This window comes from Hyphomicrobium sp. DY-1 (assembly GCF_047497105.1).
Classification (GTDB): Bacteria; Pseudomonadota; Alphaproteobacteria; order Rhizobiales; family Hyphomicrobiaceae; genus Hyphomicrobium_B.
In genome coordinates this window covers 2,555,916-2,578,479 of record NZ_CP134870.1, presented here as the reverse complement: position 1 = coordinate 2,578,479, position 22,564 = coordinate 2,555,916, and the positions used below count along the sequence as shown (strand labels likewise).

14 protein-coding genes are annotated in these 22,564 nt (G+C 60.3%); 6 read left to right on the top strand and 8 right to left on the bottom strand.

Annotation, left to right across the window (positions count from 1 at the left end):
• Positions 1-58: 58 nt before the first annotated feature.
• The 3 genes from RLW41_RS12160 to RLW41_RS12150 all read right to left on the bottom strand — a co-directional run bounded on the left by RLW41_RS12160 (position 59) and on the right by RLW41_RS12150 (position 3,070).
• Positions 59-1,297 (bottom strand): lytic murein transglycosylase, encoded by a 1,239-nt coding sequence (locus RLW41_RS12160; protein WP_409561976.1) that lies wholly within the window; start codon positions 1,295-1,297, stop codon positions 59-61.
• Positions 1,298-1,397: 100 nt separating this feature from the next.
• Entirely contained in the window at positions 1,398-2,354 is a 957-nt protein-coding gene (gene mbfA / locus RLW41_RS12155) for an iron exporter MbfA (RefSeq protein WP_013946000.1), read from the bottom strand.
• A 176-nt stretch (positions 2,355-2,530) separates the two neighbouring features.
• Positions 2,531-3,070: a hypothetical protein gene (locus tag RLW41_RS12150; RefSeq protein ID WP_013945999.1), complete on the bottom strand. Its 540-nt coding sequence runs from the start codon at positions 3,068-3,070 to the stop codon at positions 2,531-2,533.
• 176 nt (positions 3,071-3,246) lie between these two features.
• Between RLW41_RS12150 and lepA the strand changes: the two genes are divergently transcribed.
• Entirely contained in the window at positions 3,247-5,049 is a 1,803-nt protein-coding gene (gene lepA / locus RLW41_RS12145; RefSeq protein ID WP_013945998.1) for a translation elongation factor 4, read from the top strand.
• Between the two features lie 58 nt (positions 5,050-5,107).
• Here lepA and RLW41_RS12140 read toward each other — a convergent pair whose 3' ends face one another.
• On the bottom strand, positions 5,108-9,091 hold the full coding sequence (locus RLW41_RS12140; protein ID WP_414461589.1) for an AsmA family protein: 3,984 nt from the start codon (positions 9,089-9,091) through the stop codon (positions 5,108-5,110).
• Between the two features lie 242 nt (positions 9,092-9,333).
• On the opposite strand from RLW41_RS12140, the gene RLW41_RS12135 reads away from it, so the two are divergent.
• Both RLW41_RS12135 and RLW41_RS12130 read left to right on the top strand, forming a co-directional pair.
• Entirely contained in the window at positions 9,334-11,784 is a 2,451-nt protein-coding gene (locus tag RLW41_RS12135) for an ATP-dependent helicase (protein WP_414461588.1), read from the top strand.
• 273 nt (positions 11,785-12,057) lie between these two features.
• Entirely contained in the window at positions 12,058-12,258 is a 201-nt protein-coding gene (locus tag RLW41_RS12130) for a hypothetical protein (protein ID WP_013945995.1), read from the top strand.
• An 83-nt stretch (positions 12,259-12,341) separates the two neighbouring features.
• Here the strand turns inward: RLW41_RS12130 and RLW41_RS12125 are convergent, their stop codons facing one another.
• Positions 12,342-13,382: a J domain-containing protein gene (locus RLW41_RS12125; RefSeq protein ID WP_409561973.1), complete on the bottom strand. Its 1,041-nt coding sequence runs from the start codon at positions 13,380-13,382 to the stop codon at positions 12,342-12,344.
• 512 nt (positions 13,383-13,894) lie between these two features.
• Between RLW41_RS12125 and RLW41_RS12120 the strand changes: the two genes are divergently transcribed.
• From RLW41_RS12120 to RLW41_RS12110, 3 genes are read left to right on the top strand one after another with little or no spacing between them, the layout of a single operon-like run.
• Positions 13,895-15,355, top strand: coding sequence for a TMEM143 family protein (locus tag RLW41_RS12120; RefSeq protein ID WP_414461587.1), 1,461 nt, complete (start codon positions 13,895-13,897; stop codon positions 15,353-15,355).
• A gap of 6 nt (positions 15,356-15,361) precedes the next feature.
• Positions 15,362-16,237, top strand: a complete 876-nt coding sequence (locus tag RLW41_RS12115; protein ID WP_414461586.1) for a 50S ribosomal protein L11 methyltransferase — start codon at positions 15,362-15,364, stop codon at positions 16,235-16,237.
• A gap of 32 nt (positions 16,238-16,269) precedes the next feature.
• Positions 16,270-18,081 (top strand): aminopeptidase P family protein, encoded by a 1,812-nt coding sequence (locus RLW41_RS12110; RefSeq protein WP_414461585.1) that lies wholly within the window; start codon positions 16,270-16,272, stop codon positions 18,079-18,081.
• 10 nt (positions 18,082-18,091) lie between these two features.
• On the opposite strand, the gene ligA is transcribed toward RLW41_RS12110, so the two are convergent.
• The 3 genes from ligA to lpxC all read right to left on the bottom strand — a co-directional run bounded on the left by ligA (position 18,092) and on the right by lpxC (position 22,417).
• Positions 18,092-20,233, bottom strand: coding sequence for an NAD-dependent DNA ligase LigA (gene ligA, locus RLW41_RS12105; RefSeq protein ID WP_414461584.1), 2,142 nt, complete (start codon positions 20,231-20,233; stop codon positions 18,092-18,094).
• Positions 20,234-20,351: 118 nt separating this feature from the next.
• A complete protein-coding gene (locus RLW41_RS12100) occupies positions 20,352-21,254 on the bottom strand; it encodes an outer membrane protein assembly factor BamD (RefSeq protein WP_409561968.1) in 903 nt (300 codons plus the stop codon).
• A 221-nt stretch (positions 21,255-21,475) separates the two neighbouring features.
• The gene (gene lpxC, locus RLW41_RS12095) at positions 21,476-22,417 is read right to left on the bottom strand and encodes a UDP-3-O-acyl-N-acetylglucosamine deacetylase (RefSeq protein WP_013945988.1); all 942 of its coding nucleotides are present in this window, start codon (positions 22,415-22,417) and stop codon (positions 21,476-21,478) included.
• Between the last annotated feature and the right edge of the window lie 147 nt (positions 22,418-22,564).

Sequence of the window (22,564 nt, the reverse complement as noted above, 5' to 3'; positions counted from 1 at the left end):
GGAATCCGCGCGTGCGGCCACCTCCGCCAAACGGAGTCGCACGCGCCATCATAAAGCCTTAACTCCGCTCTCTCAGCGCCGTCAGCAGGTCCGCCGTCGGATAGCTGTCCGCCGGCAGCCCGAACTTCATCTGCATCGTTTTCACGGCTGCGCGCGTGTTGGCGCCGAGCTTGCCGTCAACCTCGCCGACGTCCAGGCCACGGCGCTTCAACAGGCTCTGAACCTCTTTGATCTGCTCGTAGCTGAGCGACGCGACGTTGCCGTCGGCCCGCGTCAGGTTCGGAGCACCAGCCATGCGAGCGGCAAGATGCGCCGCCGTCAGGGCATACGTCAGCGACTGGTTCCACTGCGTGTAAACGTCGAAATTCGGGTACGCCAGGAACGCGGGTCCGTGCCGTCCCATCGGCAAGACGAGCGACGCCGGGAGATTGTCGGCGGGCAGCGGCTTGCCGACGCCCTCGACGCCCCATGCCACCCATTGCGAGCGCGGCAGCTTGATCGCCAGATCCGCTTTGTCCCAAGGCAGATCCTTGGTGACGCGAACCTGTTCCAGCCACGGCTCACCACGCTTCCATCCCATCGACTTGAGGAAGTTTGCGGTCGAGCCGATTACGTCGGCGTTGTCGCGAATGAGATCGACGCGGCCATCGCCATCGAAATCGACGCCGTAGTTCAGATAGTGCTGCGGCAGAAATTGCGTCTGACCAAGCTCACCTGCCCACGATCCGATCATCTGATCCGGAGTGAGGTCGCCGCGCTCAACAATTTTCATCGCGGCAATCAACTCGCCCCGAAAGAAATCGCCGCGGCGGCAATCCCAGGCGAGCGTCATCAGCGAACGCAGAATGGACAGCTTGCCCATGCCGCCGCCGAAGTCGCTTTCGAGAGCCCAAAAGCCCGTGATGACCGGACCCGGAACGCCGTACTGCTGCTCCGCGCGATCAAAGATCGCCTTGTAGCGCTTGAGATACGTTTTACCCGTCTGCTCGCGGTTCTTGGTCGCAAGCTTGAAATAGAAGTCGATGAACGTCTGCGAGAAGAAGCCCTGCTTCCGGTCGCGAGCGATCGTACCCTGGTCCGGCGTCAGCCCCCCGATCGTTTCTTCGATCGTCTCCGGCCGAATGCCTTGAGCGATGGCGTCACGCTTGAAATCGGCGAGCCACTGGTTGAACGGCACGGTGTTCTGGCAATTGCGCTTGTTTGCCGGTGGCGGCGGCGTGTTCTCCGCATGGGCACTGGCGGAAAGCCCCGCAAGCATGAAAGAGGCGATCGCTGAAACGATAAAACCTGCGCGCATAGAGGAATGCCTTCGGCCGTTGACGTAGGGCCAGCACATTGCCGACAGTCTGGAGAGCGTCAAGAGACTATGGCCTCAGTGAGGCCTTTAGCGCATTCGTCTACGCACTACCGATCAGAATGCCAACAGCAAAGACGATCAGACCGCCGACAACCACCTCCAGCGCCGCTCGCCAGAACTTCGTTTCCATGTACCGCGAGCGGATTCCCGCAATAATCCAGAGTTCAATGAACACCACACCGATTGCGATCGTGGTAGCTGTCCGAAAATCGGAAATGAGATAGGGCATCGTATGCCCGAGGCCGCCGACCGTCGTCATCGCGCCCGTTACCGAACCGCGGAGCCAAGGGTTGCCGCGGCCCGAAATCTCGCCGTCGTCGGACAAAGCTTCGGCAAACGCCATCGAAATGCCGGCGCCGATCGACGCCGCGATGCCGACGAGAAACGTCTGCCAGGTGTTATGGGTCGCAAATGCCGCCGCAAAGATTGGCGCCAGCGTCGAGATGGAGCCGTCAATCAGGCCGTTCAATCCCGGTTGCACGTACTGGAGAACGAAGGACCGTCGCGCGGTCTCGTCTTCGCTCAAACGCGCCTCATTCGTCAGCTCAACATCGGCGAGATGCTGCGCGATGCTTATATGCTGGCTTTCCGTCTCCAGGAGATCGCCGAGCAACTTGCGGATGTCGGCGTCCGTCGCCCGCTTCAACGCCGAGGCATAGAATTCGCGCGTTTCCTCCTCGATCTCCTGTGCCTGCCGGCGAACTTTCCCGATGCCGAGTGGCCGCACCATCCAGATCGGATCATGCCGCACGAGGCCCGAAACGTCGTGGCGGCGGATGAGTGGAATGTGATTGCCGAACTTGCGCTTGAAAATTTCGATCAGGCTGCGCCGGTGGGCGTTTTCCTCTTCGCCAAGCTCCGTGAAAATCTTTGCGCTGGCCGGATACTCGGCGCTGAGACCGGCAGCATAATCGGAGTAGATCCGACTGTGCTCTTCTTCCAGGGAGATCGCGAGGGCAAGAATCTCGCGCTGATCGAGATCGGTGAAACGACGCATGGCAGCCTAAATAAAATTTAGAATTATTCTAATTTAACATCTTGCCCGCCGGTCGTACAAGATCTCTCATGTCGCGGCGACGATGGCACAAGGGAGTCGGGGCCGGATCAAACGAAAGCGCCGGTCCAACGGACCGGCGCTGCCGAAGAAGAGAAAAGCTCGTAGATATAAATGCCTTAGCGCGAATTCGGCTTATTCATGCCTTTGACGGCGTTCTGCTGCGCTTCCATCCAACTCGACATGGCCTGCTGCCAGCCCTTCTGCCACATTTCGGCAGCCTGCATCCAAAACTGGATGGGGTTCGTGGCGCCAGCCGCGAAATCGGGCATGCCAGGGAAGCTTGCCCCAGCGCCGGGGAACTGCGGCATGCCGGCGCCGAAGCCTGAAACATTCGAGAAGTTGGGGAACTGGCCCGGCGCTCCCAGCGCCTTGACCTGCTTTTCCCAGACATCCATGACCTGATCGACCGCCTGCAATTGCAGCTTGGAAGCGCTCAGCATCTGTTTCCGGCTCAACTCGACGAAATCAGTGGGCCAGCCGAGCGACTTTGCCGCTTCGGCCATCTTGTCGAACACAGCGTTGCTGTTCTTTTCACCCAGTTCGGCGAGTTCGGCCCGCCAATTCGACATGGCGTCGAAAGCCTGTATGACCGCCTTCTTTGTATCCTCGCCGAGTTTCGTGAAAGCCGGGTTGGCTTCGAAGGGTGAGTTCGCCATATCGCTTCTCCAGGGGCTCATGATCGGCACAGAGGGACGGTGAGCAATTTTCGCACACCCCACCCCCGGTTGCCACACCTCTTATAGGCCATGCGGCGATCAAAACGGCTCCGAAGTCGCCCTAAAGCCTTAACGCCCCTTTTGCCGCCCAGTTCCGGGTGCTATGAGCCCGGCCCATGACAGCCATTTCACACATTCGAAATTTTTCGATCATCGCCCACATCGACCACGGCAAATCGACCTTGTCCGACAGGCTGATTCAGCTCTGCGGCAACGTCTCGAACCGTGAGATGAAGGAGCAGATCCTCGACTCAATGGACATCGAGCGCGAGCGTGGCATCACCATCAAGGCGCAGACCGTCCGTCTCGACTACAAGGCCAAAAACGGCGAAATCTACCAGCTCAACCTGATGGATACGCCCGGTCACGTCGACTTCGCCTACGAAGTCTCGCGCTCGCTGGCGGCCTGCGAAGGCGCGATCCTCGTCGTCGACGCGAGCCAAGGCGTCGAGGCCCAGACGCTGGCCAACGTCTACCAAGCGCTCGACAACAACCTCGAAATCCTCCCCGTACTGAACAAGATTGATCTGCCTGCGGCCGATGAGGACCGCGTCAAAAAGCAGATCGAAGACGTCATCGGCATCGACGCCTCCGACGCGATCGGCGTCTCGGCCAAGACGGGCCTCAACGTCGAAGCTGTTCTCGAAGCCATCGTCGAGCGCCTGCCTGCTCCGGAAGGCGACGCTAAGAAGCCGCTGAAGGCCATGCTCGTCGACAGCTGGTACGACGCCTACCTTGGCGTCGTCGTGCTCGCCCGCATCATTGATGGCACCCTAAAAAAGGGCCAGCGCGTCAAACTGCTTTCGACCGGTGCCACCTATCAGCTTGAGCGGGTCGGCATCTTCCGTCCCAAGCAGCAGATGTTGGATCAGCTCGGCCCCGGCGAGATCGGTTTTTTCACGGCCGCGATCAAAGAGGTCGCCGACACCCGCGTCGGCGATACGATCGTAGATGAAAAGAACCCGGCGCCGGAAGCACTTCCGGGCTTCAAACCGGCGCAACCCGTCGTATTCTGCGGGCTCTTTCCGGTTGATGCCGCTGACTTCGAAGACCTGCGCGATGCGATGGCGAAGCTGCGCCTCAACGACGCGAGCTTCTCATTCGAAACGGAAAGCTCCGCCGCCCTCGGGTTCGGCTTCCGCTGCGGCTTCCTCGGTCTTCTCCATCTTGAGATCATCACCGAGCGTCTCGAGCGCGAGTTCAATCTCGATCTGATCACGACGGCCCCGAGCGTCATCTATCACTTGCACATGAACGACGGCACGATGATCGAGATGCACAATCCGGCCGACATGCCGGATGTCGTCAAGATTGATCACATCGAAGAACCGTGGATCGAAGCCACGATTTTGGTGCCGGATGAGTATCTCGGCGCGGTGTTGAAGCTCTGTCAGGATCGCCGCGGCCGCCAGAAGCAGCTCACTTACGCCGGTTCCCGCGCTATGGTCGTCTACGAGCTGCCGCTGAACGAAGTCGTCTTCGACTTCTACGATCGCCTGAAGAGCGTCTCGCGTGGCTATGCCTCATTCGACTATCACATCAAGGACTATGAAGAAGGCGACCTCGTCAAGCTGTCGATCCTCGTCAACAGCGAGCCAGTCGATGCGCTGTCGATCGTCGTCCATCGCTCACGCGCTGAAAGCCGTGGCCGCTCGATGTGCGAAAAGCTGAAAGAACTGATCCCGGCGCACCTCTTCCAGATTCCGATCCAGGCCGCCATCGGCGCCAAGGTCATCGCCCGCGAAACGATCAAAGCACTCCGGAAAGACGTTCTGTCAAAGTGCTACGGCGGCGACATCACGCGTAAGCGCAAGCTGCTCGACAAGCAGAAGGCCGGCAAGAAGAAGATGCGCGAATTCGGCAAGGTCGAAATCCCGCAAGAGGCGTTCATCAACGCCCTCAAGATGGACGACAACTGAGATCAAGCGGCGCGCTGGCAGCGCGAGCTTTCGGTCGGCTGGCGGCCCGGTCCAGTTCTCAGGGATAACCGCCGAACGACTTCATCATTTCGTCGGCCGACGTGCGCCGCTTGACGGGTTTTGGTGGCAACGTCGTCCGTGTGACCGTCGGCTTCACGGCGGGAACCGGTTTCGGAACGGGCAGTCCGGTCGCCGGATCAATCGCAGCCGGTTGTCCGGTGCCAGTTTGTCCGCCACTCGCCGCGTTGCGGGCCTGACCGTTCAAATTCTGCGGCTGCGGCTCCAATGTGGATCGGTTGTACGGCTGTTGCCCTGCCCTGGCGGGAGGCGGCGCCGATCCGAAGAAATCATCCGGATCGTTCTCACTGCTGCCCTGAGACGGCGCCGCAGTCCCCGCCGACTCCGGAATGACCGGCGGCAATTGCTGCTGGATCCTTTGCTGAGCCGCAGCGCGATCCGCTGCTTCTTTCCGGTTAACGTCCATTTCCTTCTGCAGCCGCGCGCGTTCTTCGTCCGCCCGCCGCGCCTGCTCGAGCTGCTCCACGTTGCGCTCCATCTGGCGCACCGTGAGTTCACGCTGCAGATCGCCGACATCGGCGCTCACCGACAGGGAGGCAAGCCGGCCGAGTTGCCCGCTGTAGAGCACGATTGCAGCCGGCAGTTCAGATTTCGCCGTGGCCGCGGCCTTCCGTTTTGACGTCTGCGCTGCGGGTGCAAGCGCCGGCGGAACCACCGATGTCAGTTGGAACGACGCGCTCATGCCAAGGGTCGCAAGATCGGCCGAGACGGCTCCCTCAGCCGTGCCGACCACGCTGCGCAGATCGATATTGCTGAGCTTCAGCGTCCCGTCGGAAATGGAAATCGCCAACTTGCGGTCTCCAAGCGCCAACTCTGACGATCCAACCTCGCTGACCAGAGCGTTCGCAATAGATGACGGGTCATTCTGAACGGTGCCCGAGATCACATCGTCGACGACGTTCGTAACGGCGGTCGGCGACGGCCCCGTCAATCCGGCTCCGGATAGGGTTGCTGTACCCGATCCCGTCATCACGGCGATCAGCCCTGCCGGGCTTTGCGCCCGCGCTTCTGTATGCAGCTCGAAGGCGCCCGAGCCTTTGCCACCCGAATTGAGCGTCGCCAGCTTCACATCATCAAGCTTCAACTCCGATGCGAATGCGACGCCGTTCGAAACCTTCTCCAGGCTGGCATATCCGGCGAACTGGCCACCGGCCGCCGCCGCTTTAATATCGGTGATCGACAGCTTTCCGGGCGCGAGCGCAACCATCATCGTGCCGTCGCCCGTCGCCAATCCCTCGCTCAACCCCAGCGATTTGAAACCAACCTTCAGTGCTACCATTGTGTTGCCGAGCGCTGCAAAATCAAAAAGCCCTTCCGGCCAGACTTGCGCTACAGCGGCGCCATTGACGGCGTTCGGATTAGGAGCACTTGGCGCTGCTGAGACGGGAACAGTCGAGGGCGCATCCGTCACGGCCGACAACAGGCCCGGAACCATAACGCGATTGGCGAATATATTGCCGTCGATCTTCGTCGCTCCGCTCGCAGTCGCAGCCGTCACCCGCCCCGACAGCAAGGAATCTCCCAGCGAGACGTTCTGCGCCGTGACGATCCATGCGCCCTTGTCGCGATGGAGATCCAACGTACCCTGCAACGGAACAGCCGTCAGACCGCCGGGCAACGATAGTCCGGCAACGGCGAAAGCTTGCGCGCTTTGTGCGGCTTTGACGTTGAGCAGCCCGTTCAAGGCAAGGTCCGATGTGTCCGGCCATTGGGCGCGCCCGCGGAACCGCATATCGAAATCTTGCGACGAAATCTCGATTTGCGACACGGCACCGGAGCCCAGCGTGCCACTGGTCAGCAGCGACGCCAACGCCGGCTTCTGCGATTCGGCTGCGATACCACTACTGTCTCGCCCGAGAGTCGCAAGAAGCCCGGACAGCGTCGGCGCATCGAGCGTCGCCTGCAGCCGGCTCGGCTGGGTGCGCCAATTCGCAATGCCACCGTCGAACTCGGCCCTACCGTCAAACTTCGAACCGTCGAGCAGGCCATCGAACGTCAAGTCGGCGGTCTTCGGCCCTCGAAGACCCAGACGAACGAGGCCCGCGATCTTGCCGTCTTTCAATCCGCCGAAGCGATCCTCTCCGACCACATCGAGCAGACCGGCCTTGCGAATGAGATCCCGCATCGCATCTGCGGAAGGCCCGACAAGATCATAAGCCAAGGTCCCTACCGGACCGCTGTCCTGCGTTTCGATCCCACCCTCAAGCCCGATTTCGAGGCCGCTGTCTGTCGTCAGTTTCGCGACCGGCAGACTGACCTTCCGTCCCTGGATCGCGAACGACACGTCGACATCCCGGTAGCTATCTTGGCCATCCGTCAGCCGCCCCGCGATTACGCGCAGACGAACATCGCTCGGCAGGTCTTCGTCCGCTTTGCGATCATCCTTTCGAGACGCCAATCCAAGCGATTTGCGAAACTCGGAACGCAGCGCTTGGGAGATCTTCGGAAAGACCACCTGCGTATCCAGATCGGCGGCCTGAAGCGTCAGCTCCGTGCGCTCTCGATCTCCGTGCGTCACCTTGAGTTCGCCCGCGAGCGGCTTACCTGAAATGTCTCCCGACGCGTCTGTCAGGAAAAATCTCTTATCGTCAATTTCGAGCTTACCGGCCGCCGAGTATGCGCCATCGGCGTTAACGTCGATCGGAATGCCGGACTTATCCGCCCACGCCTTGAAACGCCCGAAGCTAGCCCCGCCGATGAACCCTCGGCCTAGGAAGCTCAGTTTGCCGTCCTTGCTCCTCAAATCGCCCGCGAGATCGAGACGCGTTCCGCCCGGCAGGCTCACCTTGAAGGTCTTGAGATGCGTGACGCTTCCCTGCCGTTCGGCATCGATTGAAAGGCCGCCGGCATTCTCGCCGCCGATCTTGACCTGTTCGAGATTGATCTTCGCCGATGCCTGGCTATCTCCCGCGACCGACTGCATCAGCCCAAGCGCGAGTTGCCTCAGCTTCGAAAACCCGGCGCCGCCCTTGCCTGCGCCCGCCAGCCAGTCGATGTCGAGCCATTTCGAATTGAGCGTCACATCAAGCCGCGGCGACGGCGACCAGCTTGCAACGGCCGCCCCCGTAATGGTCTGTGGTTCGGCAGCGTTATTGAGCGTCAACGTCAGGTTTTCGAGCTTGGCCGCCAGTGCATCCGCCGTCACATCGGAGCGAAGATCGATAAGCGGCGGCGGCGCTTTTCCGTTCGGTTCGACCGTTGGGCTTCCCGGCACTTGGACTTTCCCGGTCCATCGCCCCTTGAACGTTGTCTTTTCACTGGCGTTATAGACCCGCCCATCGAGCGTCAGAACGTTTGGCGAATGGTCCGTACGCGCCGAAAGCTTGAGTGCGAACGCGCCGTCACTTGCCGGAACGTCCGTTGCAAATTTGACGTCATGCTCGGTTCCGGCCCATGACGCCGAACCGTTGAACCGGAACGGCCCTCTGATCCCATCTGCCGAAAACACCCCGTCGATACCGTCAACGGCAGCGATCTGCTCTGACGCAGCGTTGTAGATCGACACTGCGCCGTCCGTGATCTGCACCGACCGCAGCGCGACGTCGCGCGGAACGAACGGCAAATCGCCTGCCCGCAATTCGATCTTCGACCAGTTACCGACGCCCTTGTCGTCGACGGACAAGCTGAGAACGGGCTTTTCGAGTTCGATCTGGCTGGCTTCTAGTACGCCGCGAAGCATCGCCGCCACCGAAAGCCACATCGTGAAGCTGTCGGCGCGAATGAACGGCTGTCCGGTCTGCCCAGAAACGCTCGCGATACGGACTTTCTCGAATCGGACGTAGGGAACCGGCAGGATCTTTAAGTTGACGTTGCCACCGACGCGCACGTCACGGCTCAGCACCTTCGAGGCTTCTTCCTCGAAAACACCGCGATAGCTGTTCCAGTCGATGAAATTCGGCACGGCGAACAACGCTGCGAAAATAGCAACGAGGAGTCCGCCGAGGAATAATAGCCCGTTGTTCATGAGCGTCTCTTGCAGTCGTGCTCGACACGCAATGCACACCGGCAGACGTGATCGAAGCTACGCCCTTGCCGCCCACCTGTATGGCACGTGAGCACAATACTCTGAACTTGAAATTTGGCTCATTTCCAGGCGTTTGACGTTTTTTGGGCCGTATTTTGGTCTGCTGTTGCCGGAACCTCGATCCACCGCGGCGCCGCGCCGCGCCAGTTGTACGATCAGCTTCGGTGGGTTACCTGAGTTCCATGACCTCGATTCAAAAGCCGGACGCTGCCGGCGGCGCAGATTTGCCGCACGATGACGACGATCCGCCGTTCGATTTGCCCGACGCTCCCGCCGCGAAACCGCACGAGAGCGGCAAGAGTGGTATGTCGATTTCGGCGCGCGCCGTTGCGGCGTCTCGCGGCCAGCCGACGTATCTGGACGGTCTCAATCCGGAGCAGCGCGAAGCCGTCGAAACGACCGAAGGCCCGCTCCTGGTTCTGGCCGGCGCCGGAACCGGCAAAACTCGCGTTCTGACGACCCGCATCGCCCATATTCTGGCAACCGGCCGCGCCTATCCCTCGCAGCTTCTCGCCGTCACGTTCACGAACAAGGCCGCCCGCGAAATGCGTGAGCGTATCGGCTCGCTGATCGGCGGCACGCTGGAAGGCATGCAGTGGCTCGGCACCTTCCATTCGATTGGCGTCAAGATTCTGCGCCGTCACGTCGAACTCGTCGATCTGAAACCTGGTTTCACGATCCTTGACGACGACGATCAGGTTCGCTTGCTGAAACAAGTGATCGAGGCAGCAGGTATCGACAAGGACCGCTGGCCCGCACGCCAGCTCGCAAGTCTGATCGACGGCTGGAAAAACCGCGGCCTGACGCCCGACAAAGTTCCAGGCGGCGAAGCCTTCTCGTTCGCTGCCGGCAAGGGCGCGCAACTCTACGCCGCCTATCAGGCGCGCCTCAAAGACCTGAACGCCTGCGACTTCGGCGATCTATTGCTCGAATGCATCCGTCTGTTCCGCCAGCACCCTGACGTGCTCGCCGATTACCATCGCCGCTTCCGCTACATCCTCGTTGACGAGTATCAGGACACAAACGTCGCGCAGTACCTGTGGCTCAGGCTTCTCGCGCAAGGGTCGCCGAACATCTGCTGCGTCGGCGACGACGATCAGTCGATTTACGGATGGCGCGGCGCTGAAGTCGACAACATCCTGCGCTTCGAGAAAGATTTCCCTGGCGCGAAAGTCATCCGCCTGGAGCGCAATTACCGCTCGACCGCCAACATTCTCGCCGCCGCTTCCGGCCTGATCGCTAAGAACAAAGACCGCCTCGGCAAGACGCTCTTCACCGACGGCGCTTCAGGCGCGAAGATCAAAGTCGCAAACTTCTGGGACGACGAGGCCGAAGCCCGCGCCATCGGCGACGACATCGAGAACCTGCAGCGCGCCCACGAACCATTGAACGATATGGCCGTGCTCGTCCGCGCCTCGTCTCAGATGCGCGCCATCGAAGACCGCTTCATCACGCTGGGCCTCCCCTATCGCGTCATCGGCGGCCCGCGCTTCTATGAACGCCAGGAAATCAAGGACGCAATCGCCTATCTCGACGTTGTCGCCAATCCAGCGAACGACTTGAAATTCGAGCGCATTGTCAACGTGCCGAAACGCGGCCTCGGCGATACGACGATCAAGCGCATTCACGAGCTGGCTCGCGCCCGCTCCATTCCTCTATATCAAGCCGCGCGCGAGATCATCGAAACCGACGAGCTGACGCCGAAAGCCCGAAAATCTCTATTCGATGTTACGCAATCGTTCGAACGCTGGCGCGCCAATCTGGAGCACATGCGCCACACCGACCTCGCCGAACTCATCCTCGATGAATCGGGCTACACAGCCATGTGGCAGGCGGACAAGAGCCCGCAATCGCAGACGCGGCTTGAAAACTTGAAAGAACTCGTGCGCTTCATGCACGACTTCGACACGCTGCAGGGCTTCCTCGAACATGTGTCGCTCGTCATGGACGCCGACCAGGGCAACGATGGCGACCGTGTCTCCTTGATGACGCTGCATGCCGCCAAAGGCTTGGAGTTCGGCATCGTTTTCCTGCCGGGGTGGGAGGAAGGGCTTTTTCCCCATCAGCGCTCGCTCGACGAAAGCGGGAAAGCCGGCCTCGAAGAGGAACGCAGGCTGGCCTATGTCGGGCTGACGCGCGCCAAGCGCCGCGCCAAGATTTCCTTTGCGCAGAACCGCCGCACGCACGGTCTCTATCAGTCGGCACTGCCATCGCGCTTCGTTGATGAGCTGCCCGAAGCCACCGTCGAGATTGTCGAAAGCGAGATGCCCTACGGCGGCCGGCAGAACCCGTTCGGCTTCGGCGGCTCGTTCGGCACCAGCCGGTTTGACCGCGCGGGCGGCGCCGAACCGTTCAAATCGAGCTACAATACGCCCGGCTGGCAACGCGCCCAGCAGTCCTGGAGCCGGAGTGATCAGAAACAAAAGAAGCGGTCACGCGGCCCGCTGACGCTCGAAGGCGAACTCGTCGCAGCGTCAACCGCCGCCGCCCCCTCGTTCAAGACTGGCACGCGGGTGCGTCACGAAAAATTCGGGCTCGGGACCGTCACCCACGTCGACGGCAACAAACTGACGATCGAGTTCGATGACGGCTCGACCAAACGGGTCGTCGCCAGTTTCGTTGACGTCGCATGACCAACCCGCTATAGTTAATACTCAGGTGGCGCCCAAGTCTCGCCGCCAGTTTCTTCATATTGCCGCAATTCTGAGGCATACGCTCCACTGCTCGTTGAGCTGTGGGGGTTCATCAGCTGCTGTAAATCTTTGCGCCGCCGGTTCATTACCGGCCGACGACGCATGCGTTGCGACCTAAGTTCCTGAAATAAAATGAAAAAAAAGTTGCGGGAGCGTGAAACTCGAGCGGGAATTCTTGGTTTGGGAGGGTAGAGTCCTTGAAAGGAGCTATCCATGAGCACTTACCGCTTTCCTCTGAGAGGTAAGATAGGCGTCGTGCGCGGGAAGGACGGGGAAACCCTAACGCGACGCATTGGTGCCCAGCGCGATTTGAGCCGGGCCAACCGGCGCAATTATGAATTAGCCGATATGCAACAGCCGCTGACCGAGGAGGAAGTCCGTAATCTTCCGGTCGCACATCGTTCTTCATCCTGATGACAGGCAAGAACAGCAAACCAGGGCTCGAATAAACGGCATCGCAAATCGCGGTGCCGTTTATTTCTCTACAATCACCGTTATCAAGCCGCAGCCGCCCGCTTCACCTTCAACAAGTCCCACGCCGCATTGACCTGCTTGATCCGCTGCTCGCGATACCGCCGGTCGGCTTCGTTCTTGGCGTGATCCGGATGCCACGACATCCTCAGCGCGTCGACGATCTTCTTGACCGCCGCATCTGGTGCATCCGGGTTGAGACCCAGGATGCGGTAAGCCTCGAACACGGTTGACGGCACATCGGGCTCAGGCGCCGCCGACGCCCGCATCTCGGCCGAAGCCGGCATTGCCCCCTGCGCAATCCGGCTGACACGATCGAGATCCCGCACAATCGTCCGGATCGCGCTATTGACCCGCTCTACGCCAAGCTGCGCCTCACGACGTCCCAGATCCGCGAGGCGATCATGCAAGCTATCGAGTTCCGACGTGAGGACGTCACGCAACAAGAGATCAGCTGGAAGCATCGAAACGAGAAACTCGGTTTCGTGCAATCGTGTACGGATCGGCGCCAGCATCTCGGAGCCGTCGTCGTCATCGTCGGCTGCTGACGATCCCGGCCGCCAAGACTCGAACCGCCGCTGAAACAGCGAGAATGGCGCTGCCGCGAACTCCCAGAATCGCGCCCCAGCCGGAACAGCGTTTCCGGCTCCGAATGAAAATTCGAACGCCATCAGCTGCCGCCGCCGCACCAGAACGATGCACGCGAGCAAGAGCGACACCAACAGCGTTGAAATCACGCCCGCTACTTTAAAGGCGTTGCCGGTCGCAGCCGGAGGCGCTGCGACGGGATCGACGACGGTCACCCAAGCCGCGGATTCAGGTTCCACCTTCTGCGCCGGCGCCTCGATCACCGCATCGCGCGATAGCTTCTCTGAGGTGACGCTCGGCAGCATTGTCGTTTTGCCGAACCCGGGAAGAACGAAGCGGCCTTTGAGGCGGCTCACCGGCGCATATCCTGGCGGGAGTTTTTCCGGCAGGACGACGCCCAACGCCTTGGCTGAAGCGGCCACCTTGGCCCAAGCAACGCGTTCCCCGCCACACTCGACGGTGAACTTGTGGACCATCATCGTTTCACAGGTCCAAGCCGCTGAAGATGCACAAGCTGTAAAAGGCTGATCTTCCCGTGGCCCGACAATCCGGTACGTTGTCATTTCGGATGGAGCGAGACGCGGAACACCTCTATCCATTATGCAGGAATAAGGCAGCACAAGCTCGTCAGCCGCCGCGACGGTGCTCGCAAGGGCCATGCACACAGCAAAGCCCAAGGCTAAAAAACGCAAAGCCCCCATTTCGCGCCCCCGCAAAATCCCCTGTCGTGCCGCCGTTCATGATCCTAGCTAAACAGCGGCAACACTGTGGCGAAAGAGCAAGTTATAAACGCAAATTATACAAGGCATGCGTGCATTTAATGATGTATCATCAACCAACTAGCGGACAACAAGTCCTTTGATCCTTGCGCCACGGCACGCGTCATTTTTCGGCGAAGAAGTGCTGACACGCTCGAAAATTCCCCGGTGACTCTATATGAGGTCCTGGGGGCAAGAAACTGGATCGCAAAGCAAGTTCGGGGGAGAGCATAATGGCGGCGACGGACTTTGCATCGGGTCGAATGCGCCGGAAGCAAAGCCTGTACGACAGGCTCTCGGATTTGGCCGACCTCGATCCAAAGCCAGCCGCGATGCCCGAGGACGCCGCGCGCGAACCCATCGATATTCTCGCGCCCGACGATAAGCGCAAACGCGAACGTTTCATCCCGGTGACGCGGTTCGCGCTGCTTGACCGCCTTACGCAGACGCACCTCTGGGCGCCCGGACGAGCCGCCGAGGCGCGGCGCTTCTTCCGCTATCTCGATTACTGGCGGCAACAGCAGTATTTCTCGATGCTGTTGGAACTCGAACAGACGTATGAGGCGTTCTCTCCCGACAGCGACCTCCTGATGACCCGCAAGTTCTCCGACGACGATCGCGAGGTCTTGCAGCATCGTGTCTTCGAAGGCGTCGAAAGCCTGCTCGTGCGCGCCAACTATGAGCGTATCGATCCCAACGACGTCGAAGTCATCCTCACTCGCGAAAGCCATTACGGCCTCGATCTCTTCGTCGATATGAAAGCTTTCGAGCGGATTGCGATCTACTATCGCGGCGCTTCAAACCGGAAATACGAGAAACGCTCCCTGCGCAAATTCCTGCACAAGGAAGAGTTCGACGTACCAATTTTCCAGCGTCTGTTCCTGATGTTCAAACTGAAGACCACCGAGACACGCGTCGAAGAAGTCATGCGCGAGAAAAAGATGTCGCGCGATGCCGCGGAAAAATGGGTCGAACATCGTCGCCAGCATCTGCCGCCCAGCATCAACGACAGAAACATTTATCTGAAGCTCTTCAAGAATATTCCGCGCACTGACGTCGAGATGATCTTCCCGAACACCGAAGTTCGCTTTCGTGCCATGGACAAGCTACGCCTGGGCGTGACGGCTGGCGGCGGGCTCGGCATGGGCGCAGTCGGAGCGGCGGGCAAACTCGCGCTGGTGTTGAGCAATCCGATTGCAGCCATCGGCGCGTTGGCGGGCCTTGGCGGCATCGCCGTCCGCCAAGCGATGGGCTTTCTCAATCAGAAACAACGCTACATGGTCGTGATGGCGCAGAACCTCTATTTTCACACCATGGCCGACAATCGCGGCGTCATCCTGAAAATCGCAGCGCGCGGCGCCGAGGAAGACGTGAAAGAGGAAATGCTGCTCTACAGCGTCCTCGCCAAGGAGCCCGCGACCCGCGCCGACCTGCCCTCCATCGACCTCGCCATCGAAAACTACCTGACGCGCACGTTCGGCATGAAAATCGACTTTGAGATCGACGATGCTTTGGATCGGTTAATCCGCGATGGAATCGTAACTGAAAAGCCCGACGGCACTTTTGTCACGTTGCCGCCGGCCGAGGCGGCGAAGCACATCGACGACAAATGGGATTTGTTCCTCGATCACCTGCCCGATCCGATTACCTCCGAGGGCTATGAATACGAGGGCAAATCCGTCCCCAACCCTTAGCATCCGATGTCAGTCAGAAAAGTCACAGCTCTTTTCGCCGATCGCACGCTCGCGTACGCGACCGGCAACGCCATGCAAGATCTGCTTGAGCCGCCGCCCGATGCCCTGACCGTCTTCGAAGACGGCCCGGATCGCTGGCGCGTCGAAGCTTATTTCGACGCCGAGTCCGGCGAACGCGACGTTGCCGCTGAACTGGCCGCGTTCGTCGAATGGCCGCTGCCGCCATTCGAAACAGAAGCGGTGCCGGAGTTAAACTGGGTCGCGATTTCGCAAGCTGCCCTGCCGCCCGTGCCCGCCGGTCGTTTCACGATCCATGGCAGCCACGATAAGGGCCGTGTCGCGCACGGACCGAACGCCATCCTGATCGACGCGGGCGAAGCCTTCGGAACGGCCCATCACGCGACGACGCTTGGATGCCTTCTCGCCATCGACCGGCTGACGCGCGCGCACGCTTACAAGAACATGCTCGACCTCGGCTGCGGCTCGGGCGTGCTCGCTATCGCTGCCGCAAAGGCCATGCCGCACACACGCATCGTCGCCGCCGACATGGACCCGCAGTCTGTCAAGGTCGCGAGCGAAAACGTCCGCCTCAACGGTGCGGGCAAACGTATCGCGCTGTTCGTCGGTAACGGTCTTGGACATCCGAGAGTTCGCGAGCGCGCACCCTTTGATTTCCTGGTCGCAAATATCCTGGCGGGACCGCTGATTTACCTTTCGTCGTCGATTGCCCGCGCCGTCATTCCAGGAGGAACACTGGTGCTCTCCGGCATTCTCTTGCCGCAAGCGCCCGAGGTCATTGCGACATACCTGGCTCACGGCTTCACCCTTCAGCGCCACGACCGCATCACCGGCTGGTCGACCTTGACCTTCTGGCGGCGTTGAAATCTCACCGCCCGGTGCTTAGAAAATCAGCCATGCTGCAGACATTCCATTCCTTGTCCAAGCCCGAACGCGTTGCGGAACGCGTAAAGGCGCTCCGCGCCTACATGGCGAAGTCGAAAATCGACGCCGTTCTTGTTCCCCGGGCCGATAAGCATCAGGGCGAATATGTTCCGGCCTGCGCCGAGCGCCTGAAATGGCTGACGGGGTTTTCGGGCTCCGCCGGCATCGCCGTTGTCGGCAAGAAAGCCGCCGTGCTGGCGATCGACGGCCGCTACACCGTGCAGGCCGCCGCCGAAACCGACACAAAAGTTTTCGAAGTTTCGCTCTTGTTACGTCCGAAGCTGGCGGACTGGTTGATCGCGAACGTCGCCAAGGGTGGCACGGTCGGATTCGACCCTTGGAACCACACCGCCGGAGAGATCAATCGCCTGACGGCGGCACTCGCGCCGAAAGGCATCAAGCTCAAGGCGCTGTCGAAAAATCCGATCGACGTTCTGTGGGGCAAGGACCGCCCTAAGCCGCCGCAAAATCCTGTCATCGCCCAGCCGATTGCCTTTGCAGGCCGAACGGCCGCCGACAAAATCTCCGAATTGCAGACGCGCTTGAAACAAGACGGCCAGAGCGCCGTCATCCTGACGCTGCCGGATTCGATCTGCTGGCTGTTCAACATTCGCGGCAGCGACGTTGCACATAACCCTGTCGTTCTCGCTTTCGCCATCGTTCCCGCGAGTGGCAAAGCCGAACTCTTCATTGCGCCCGATCGCCTCGACAACGAAGCCCGCGCCGACGTCGCACCCGTCGCCAGGCTGCTCCCACCCGCGATGCTGCCGGACCGCGTAAAAGAGCTGAAAGCCAAAGGCAAACGGGTTCGCCTCGATCCCGAAACAGCTGCCTATTGGTTCGAGCAAAAGCTCGGTGCCAAGCTCATCTCGCGCGGCCAGGATCCGTGCATCCTTCCCAAAGCCATCAAGTCCGATGCGGAGGTCGTCGGTGCACGCGCCGCCCATGTCCGCGACGGTCACGCCGTGGTACGCTTCCTCGCCTGGCTCGATGACTGGGCATCCGACGGCACGCTCGACGAAATCACCGCCGTGCAGAAGCTCGAAGAATTCCGCCGCGACACCAACATGCTGCGCGATGTGAGCTTCCCGACGATCTCCGGCTCCGGCCCAAACGGCGCCATCGTGCATTACCGCGTCTCCGACGAAACCAACCGCCGCGTGAAGCCCGGAGAACTGTTCCTGATCGACAGCGGCGGCCAGTATCCTGATGGCACCACCGACATCACCCGCACGATTGCCGTCGGCAAACCGACCAAGGACATGCAGCGGCATTTCACGGCTGTCCTGAAAGGTCATATTGCAGTCGCAACAGCGCGCTTTCCGAAAGGCACTCGCGGCATCGACCTCGACCCGTTCGCACGTCGCGCACTTTGGCAGATCGGCGCTGACTTCGATCACGGCACAGGCCACGGAATCGGCAGCTATCTGTCAGTCCATGAAGGACCGCAGTCGATCTCGCGCGCCGGCATGGCGCCGTTGCACCCCGGCATGCTGATCTCGAACGAGCCCGGTTATTACAAGGTCGGCGAATACGGCATCCGCATCGAAAACGTCGTGCTCGTGACAATGCCGGAAACCGTCGAAGGTGGCGACCGCGAAACGATGGAGTTCGAGACGTTGACGCTCGCGCCCATCGACCGGCGGCTTATCCTTCCCGAGATGTTGGAAAGGAGCGAGCGTGACTGGCTCAACGCCTATCATAAGCGCGTCTACGATACGCTTGCGCAGAGCCTCGATCCTTCGACGCGCAATTGGCTGAAGCAGGCGACGGCACCGGTTTAAACCGGGCGGCTCACGCCAGCCCAATCAGCGCAAGCCACCCGTCTTCGTCGAGCACGGTAACGCCCAGCGCCCGTGCATTATCGAGCTTCGAGCCCGCTTCCGCGCCTGCAACGACGTAATCCGTCTTCTTCGAAACAGAGCCTGAAACCTTCGCGCCGAGACGCTCCGCCTGCGCTTTCGCTTCGTTGCGCGTCAGCTTCGTCAGCGTTCCCGTGAAGACAACCGTCTTGCCGGTGACAGGCGACTCTTTCGTTTGCGTACGCACAAAAGGTGTAACGGTCACTTCCTTCAGCAGCGCTGCAATCTGTTCCTGGTTGTGATCCTCGCCGAAGAAATCGACGAGTGCATCGACCACCGTCTCGCCGATGCCTTCGATATTGTCGATATCCTGATAGGCGTCGCTGCCTTTTCCGCCCTCGACCGCCGCATCGACAGCCGAACGCAGCGCGTCCAGCGTTCCGTAGGCTTTTGCGAGGTCTTTCGCGGTCGTCTCCCCAATGTGCCGAATGCCGAGTGCGAATAAAAATCGATCGAGCGGAAGCTCGCGGCGCGCGTCGATGGCGGCAAACAGCTTGCGGACCGACGTTTCCTTGAAACCGCGGACTTTCAGCAGCGGTTCGTCCGACGCCTTATCGCGGGCTTCCAGCGTGAAAATATCCGCAGGCGATTTGATCCGCCCCGTATCGAAGAAAAACTCGATCTTCTCCGTGCCCAATCCCTCAATATCGAAGGCATTGCGCGACACGAAATGCTTCAGACGCTCTTTGACTTGCGCCGGACAAATGAGACCGCCCGTGCAACGGCGCACGACGTCCGCCTTGCCCGTTTCCTCGACGGCCTCTCGCACTGCATGACTGCCGCACACCGGGCAAACGGTCGGGAACTTGAATGGATGCGAGTGCGAGGGGCGCTTCGCCAGCACCACTTCGACGACCTGAGGAATGACATCGCCCGCTCGCTGCACGATGACCGTATCGCCTTCGCGAATATCTTTGCGCGCGATCTCATCTTCGTTGTGCAGCGTCGCGTTCGACACGACGACGCCGCCGACCGTCACGGGCTTCAGCTTCGCGACCGGCGTCAGCGCACCCGTGCGCCCCACTTGAATATCAATCTTTTCAAGAACGGTCGTCACCTGCTCGGCGGCGAACTTGTGCGCAATCGCCCAGCGCGGCGAGCGCGACACAAACCCCAACCGTTCCTGGTAGTCGAGCCGGTTCACCTTGTAGACGACTCCGTCGATGTCATAGCCCAGCGACGCGCGCTTCTCTTCGATATTGCGATAGAACGCCAGCAGCTCCTCCGTCGTCGTCGCGATCCGCATCAGTGGATTGACCGGCAATCCCCAATGCGCGAACGCTTTGACGACGCCCGCTTGCGTGTCCTCCGGAAGTTTCGAAACCGCACCCCACGCATACGCGAAAAAACGCAGCGGGCGCTTCGCCGTAATCGACGCATCGAGCTGCCGAAGCGAACCGGCAGCGGCGTTGCGGGGGTTGGCAAAGATCTTATCGCCGCTTTCAGCCTGTGCGGCATTCAACGCTTCGAAATCTTTGTGGCCGAGATAGATCTCGCCGCGAATGTCGATCAGCTCGGGAATGTCCTTGCCCTTGAGCTTATGCGGAATCTCGCGAACTGTCTTGATGTTGGCCGTAACGTTCTCGCCTTCCGCCCCATCGCCGCGCGTGGCGGCCTGCACCAACTCGCCATGCTCATAGCGGATCGAAATCGAAAGCCCGTCGATCTTCGGCTCGGAAGTCACTTCGAGCGTGTCGTCTTCGCCGAGCATGAGAAAACGGCGCACCCGCTCGACGAAATCGACGACGTCCTGATCGTCGAACGCGTTGCCCAGCGACAGCATCGGTACGTCGTGGCGAATCTTGCCGAACGCCGCGACCGGAGCCGCACCGACCTTCACCGTTGGGCTGTCTTCGCGCCGAAGCTCGGGATGGGCTTTCTCAAGATCACCAAGACGGCGACGCAGCGCATCGTATTCGGCGTCGGAAATCTCCGGTGCGTCATGCCGGTAATAAAGCTGATCGTGATGCGCGATTTCGGCTGATAGCCGGGCAATCTCGTCGGCAGGCGTCCCGCTTCCCGCTGACGCCGCTGAGACGGTCTTGCGCTTCTTTCTTGATTTGGCGTCAGACATCGTAATTTTCAAAGCATCGGAAAAGCACAAGCCCGAAATAAAATCGGGCCCCGCTTTCAGATCTAGCACAATGTGGAGGGTGTGACAGCGACAGGTTCCACCCGCCGGACCGACAAGATCAGCCGCTACCCATGCTGATGCTCGGCATCTTGATCGTCGGGACCGAGAGCTTCGGAACGGAATTCCAGGTCTTGCTCAGCCAGGAATCGCTGTCCTCGCGTGGCGCCAGACCGCCCGATTCCAGTAGAGCGTAGGAATCCTTGTACCACTTGCTGTCGGGATAGTTGTGTCCAAGGATCGCCGCTGCGTTCTGGGCTTCCTTGGTGATGCCGAGCGCCATATAGCATTCGACAAGACGCGCCAGCGCCTCCTCGACATGCGCCGTCGTCTGATAATCGCTGACGACCGTCTTGAAGCGATTGATGGCGCCGACGTAGTTGTGCCGATCAAGATAATACCGCCCGACATTCATCTCTTGAGCGGCGAGATTGTCCAAGCAGATGCGAATTTTGTTGTCGGCGTCCTTAGCGTACTCGCTGTCCGGATAACGCGCCTTCAAGATTTTGAGCTGCTCAAGCGCCTTGCGAGCCGCCGTCTGATCGCGGTCCGCCTTGTTCATCTGATCGAAATAGGCTTCCGCGATAATATGGTGCGCCATGGGCGCTTCTTTCGTGCCCGGATGCATCGCGACGTAACGCTCGGCCGAGGCGATCGCTTCCGGCGCCTTGCCGGCACGATAATACGCATATGCGGCCATCACGATCGATTTGCGCGCTTCCTGCGAGTAGGGGTGGTCGCGATCGACGGCTTCGAACTTCGTCGCGGCGTCTTCGAAATTGCCTTTCGTCATCATCGCGTCGGCGTCGGCGAACATCTTCGCTGGCGGATCGGGATTGAGCGCAGCCGTATCGAGCTTCGGTCCATTGCTGCAACCGCCGACGGCAAGCATCGAGAACGCGAGCACTAGCAACACCGACACTGTGCTCACGATTTTCAGAAGATGCCGTGCCGATATCATCATACGCCGCGTTGCTTCCAAAAGAGGCCGACGGCTGCGTTGCTGTCGACCACACGTCTCAACGATCGCAAGCGGATAGCACCCCGAGACGCGCCCCGAAAGATGAATCGTCGGCAGCGCGCTGTCTGCTAACAGCCCCGTGTGGCGAGTGTATCGTCAGAATATGGTGCATTCCAGGCCGTCGATTGGGCCAGGAGCACCAGCCGACGGGAATAAGCCGAAGCTTATTCCGCGGCGACAACCGTCTCAGACACGATCTGAACCGGCGAGCGGCTTGCACGGGTGCGCGGTGCCTGCGCGTATTCCCAGTTCGACGCATCGGCGAACAGGGCCTGAAGCACCATCGAGTTGAGCTTGTGACCGCCCTTGTAAGAGCGATACGCGCCAAGGAGCGGCAGTCCGGCAAGCGCCAAATCGCCAACCGCGTCGAGCATTTTGTGACGCACGAACTCTTGCGGATAGCGAAGGCCGTCACGGTTCATGACCTTGCCGTCGCCGATCGCAACCGTGTTGGTGAGGTCGGCTCCGAGTGCAAGACCTGCCTTCCACAACTTCTCGACGTCGCTCATGAAGCCGAACGTGCGAGCGCGGGAGATCTCGTGGCGGAAAACGCCGGGGCTCATTTCGTACTGCAGCCGCTGGCGACCGATCACCGGCGTTGCAAAATCGATTTCAACGTCCATGCGGAACCCGGCATGCGGCTCAAGTTCGCCCCAGCAGCCGTTTTCTTCTACCCGCACAGGTTTGAGAACTTTGATGTATTTGCGCGGCTCTGAAAGCTCGCGAATGCCGACCCGGTCAATGGCATCGACGAATTCCGCCGAGCTGCCGTCCATGATCGGAACTTCTTTGCTGTCGATCTCGATATAGAGGTTGTCGATCGAGAGACCGCGAAGCGCGGCGAGGAGATGTTCGACTGTGCTGATTGTTGTGCCAGCGCTGTCGCCGATGACGGTACAAAGTGTAAGATTTTTGACGTTCGCTACGTGTGCCGCGATTTCCGATACGACTCTTCCTCGTTTTGTAACGAGAAAGCGGAGCCCAGTATCAGCCTCTGCTGGATGCAGTGTGAGTGATACCGGAGCTCCGCTGTGCACCCCCGTGCCTGTCAACTGGATCTCGCGGGCAAGCGTGGTTTGCCGCGCACCGATGAATCGATTCGACATACAGCGCCGTCCCTCATTCTCTTGGCGGACCGCTGCTCCCCAGCATATGCGGCCAACCACCCCCTGACCTACCTTGAAGTCCTTCTGATTCTATCAGCTCGTTCCAGCCTTATTTTGGCCGCGTCCGCTCTGATCAAAGGCTCATCA

Excerpts from the sequence above, each read along its gene's own strand:
- RLW41_RS12160 (WP_409561976.1), bottom strand. The coding sequence starts at position 1,297 with ATGCGCGCAGGTTTTATCGTTTCAGCGATCGCCTCTTTCATGCTTGCG.
- RLW41_RS12125 (WP_409561973.1), bottom strand. The coding sequence starts at position 13,382 with ATGATGGTCCACAAGTTCACCGTCGAGTGTGGCGGGGAACGCGTTGCT.
- RLW41_RS12135 (WP_414461588.1), top strand. The coding sequence starts at position 9,334 with ATGACCTCGATTCAAAAGCCGGACGCTGCCGGCGGCGCAGATTTGCCG.
- RLW41_RS12110 (WP_414461585.1), top strand. The coding sequence starts at position 16,270 with ATGCTGCAGACATTCCATTCCTTGTCCAAGCCCGAACGCGTTGCGGAA.
- lepA (WP_013945998.1), top strand. The coding sequence starts at position 3,247 with ATGACAGCCATTTCACACATTCGAAATTTTTCGATCATCGCCCACATC.
- mbfA (WP_013946000.1), bottom strand. The coding sequence starts at position 2,354 with ATGCGTCGTTTCACCGATCTCGATCAGCGCGAGATTCTTGCCCTCGCG.
- lpxC (WP_013945988.1), bottom strand. The coding sequence starts at position 22,417 with ATGTCGAATCGATTCATCGGTGCGCGGCAAACCACGCTTGCCCGCGAG.
- RLW41_RS12130 (WP_013945995.1), top strand. The coding sequence starts at position 12,058 with ATGAGCACTTACCGCTTTCCTCTGAGAGGTAAGATAGGCGTCGTGCGC.
- RLW41_RS12115 (WP_414461586.1), top strand. The coding sequence starts at position 15,362 with ATGTCAGTCAGAAAAGTCACAGCTCTTTTCGCCGATCGCACGCTCGCG.
- RLW41_RS12140 (WP_414461589.1), bottom strand. The coding sequence starts at position 9,091 with ATGAACAACGGGCTATTATTCCTCGGCGGACTCCTCGTTGCTATTTTC.
- RLW41_RS12150 (WP_013945999.1), bottom strand. The coding sequence starts at position 3,070 with ATGGCGAACTCACCCTTCGAAGCCAACCCGGCTTTCACGAAACTCGGC.
- ligA (WP_414461584.1), bottom strand. The coding sequence starts at position 20,233 with ATGTCTGACGCCAAATCAAGAAAGAAGCGCAAGACCGTCTCAGCGGCG.
- RLW41_RS12120 (WP_414461587.1), top strand. The coding sequence starts at position 13,895 with ATGGCGGCGACGGACTTTGCATCGGGTCGAATGCGCCGGAAGCAAAGC.
- RLW41_RS12100 (WP_409561968.1), bottom strand. The coding sequence starts at position 21,254 with ATGATGATATCGGCACGGCATCTTCTGAAAATCGTGAGCACAGTGTCG.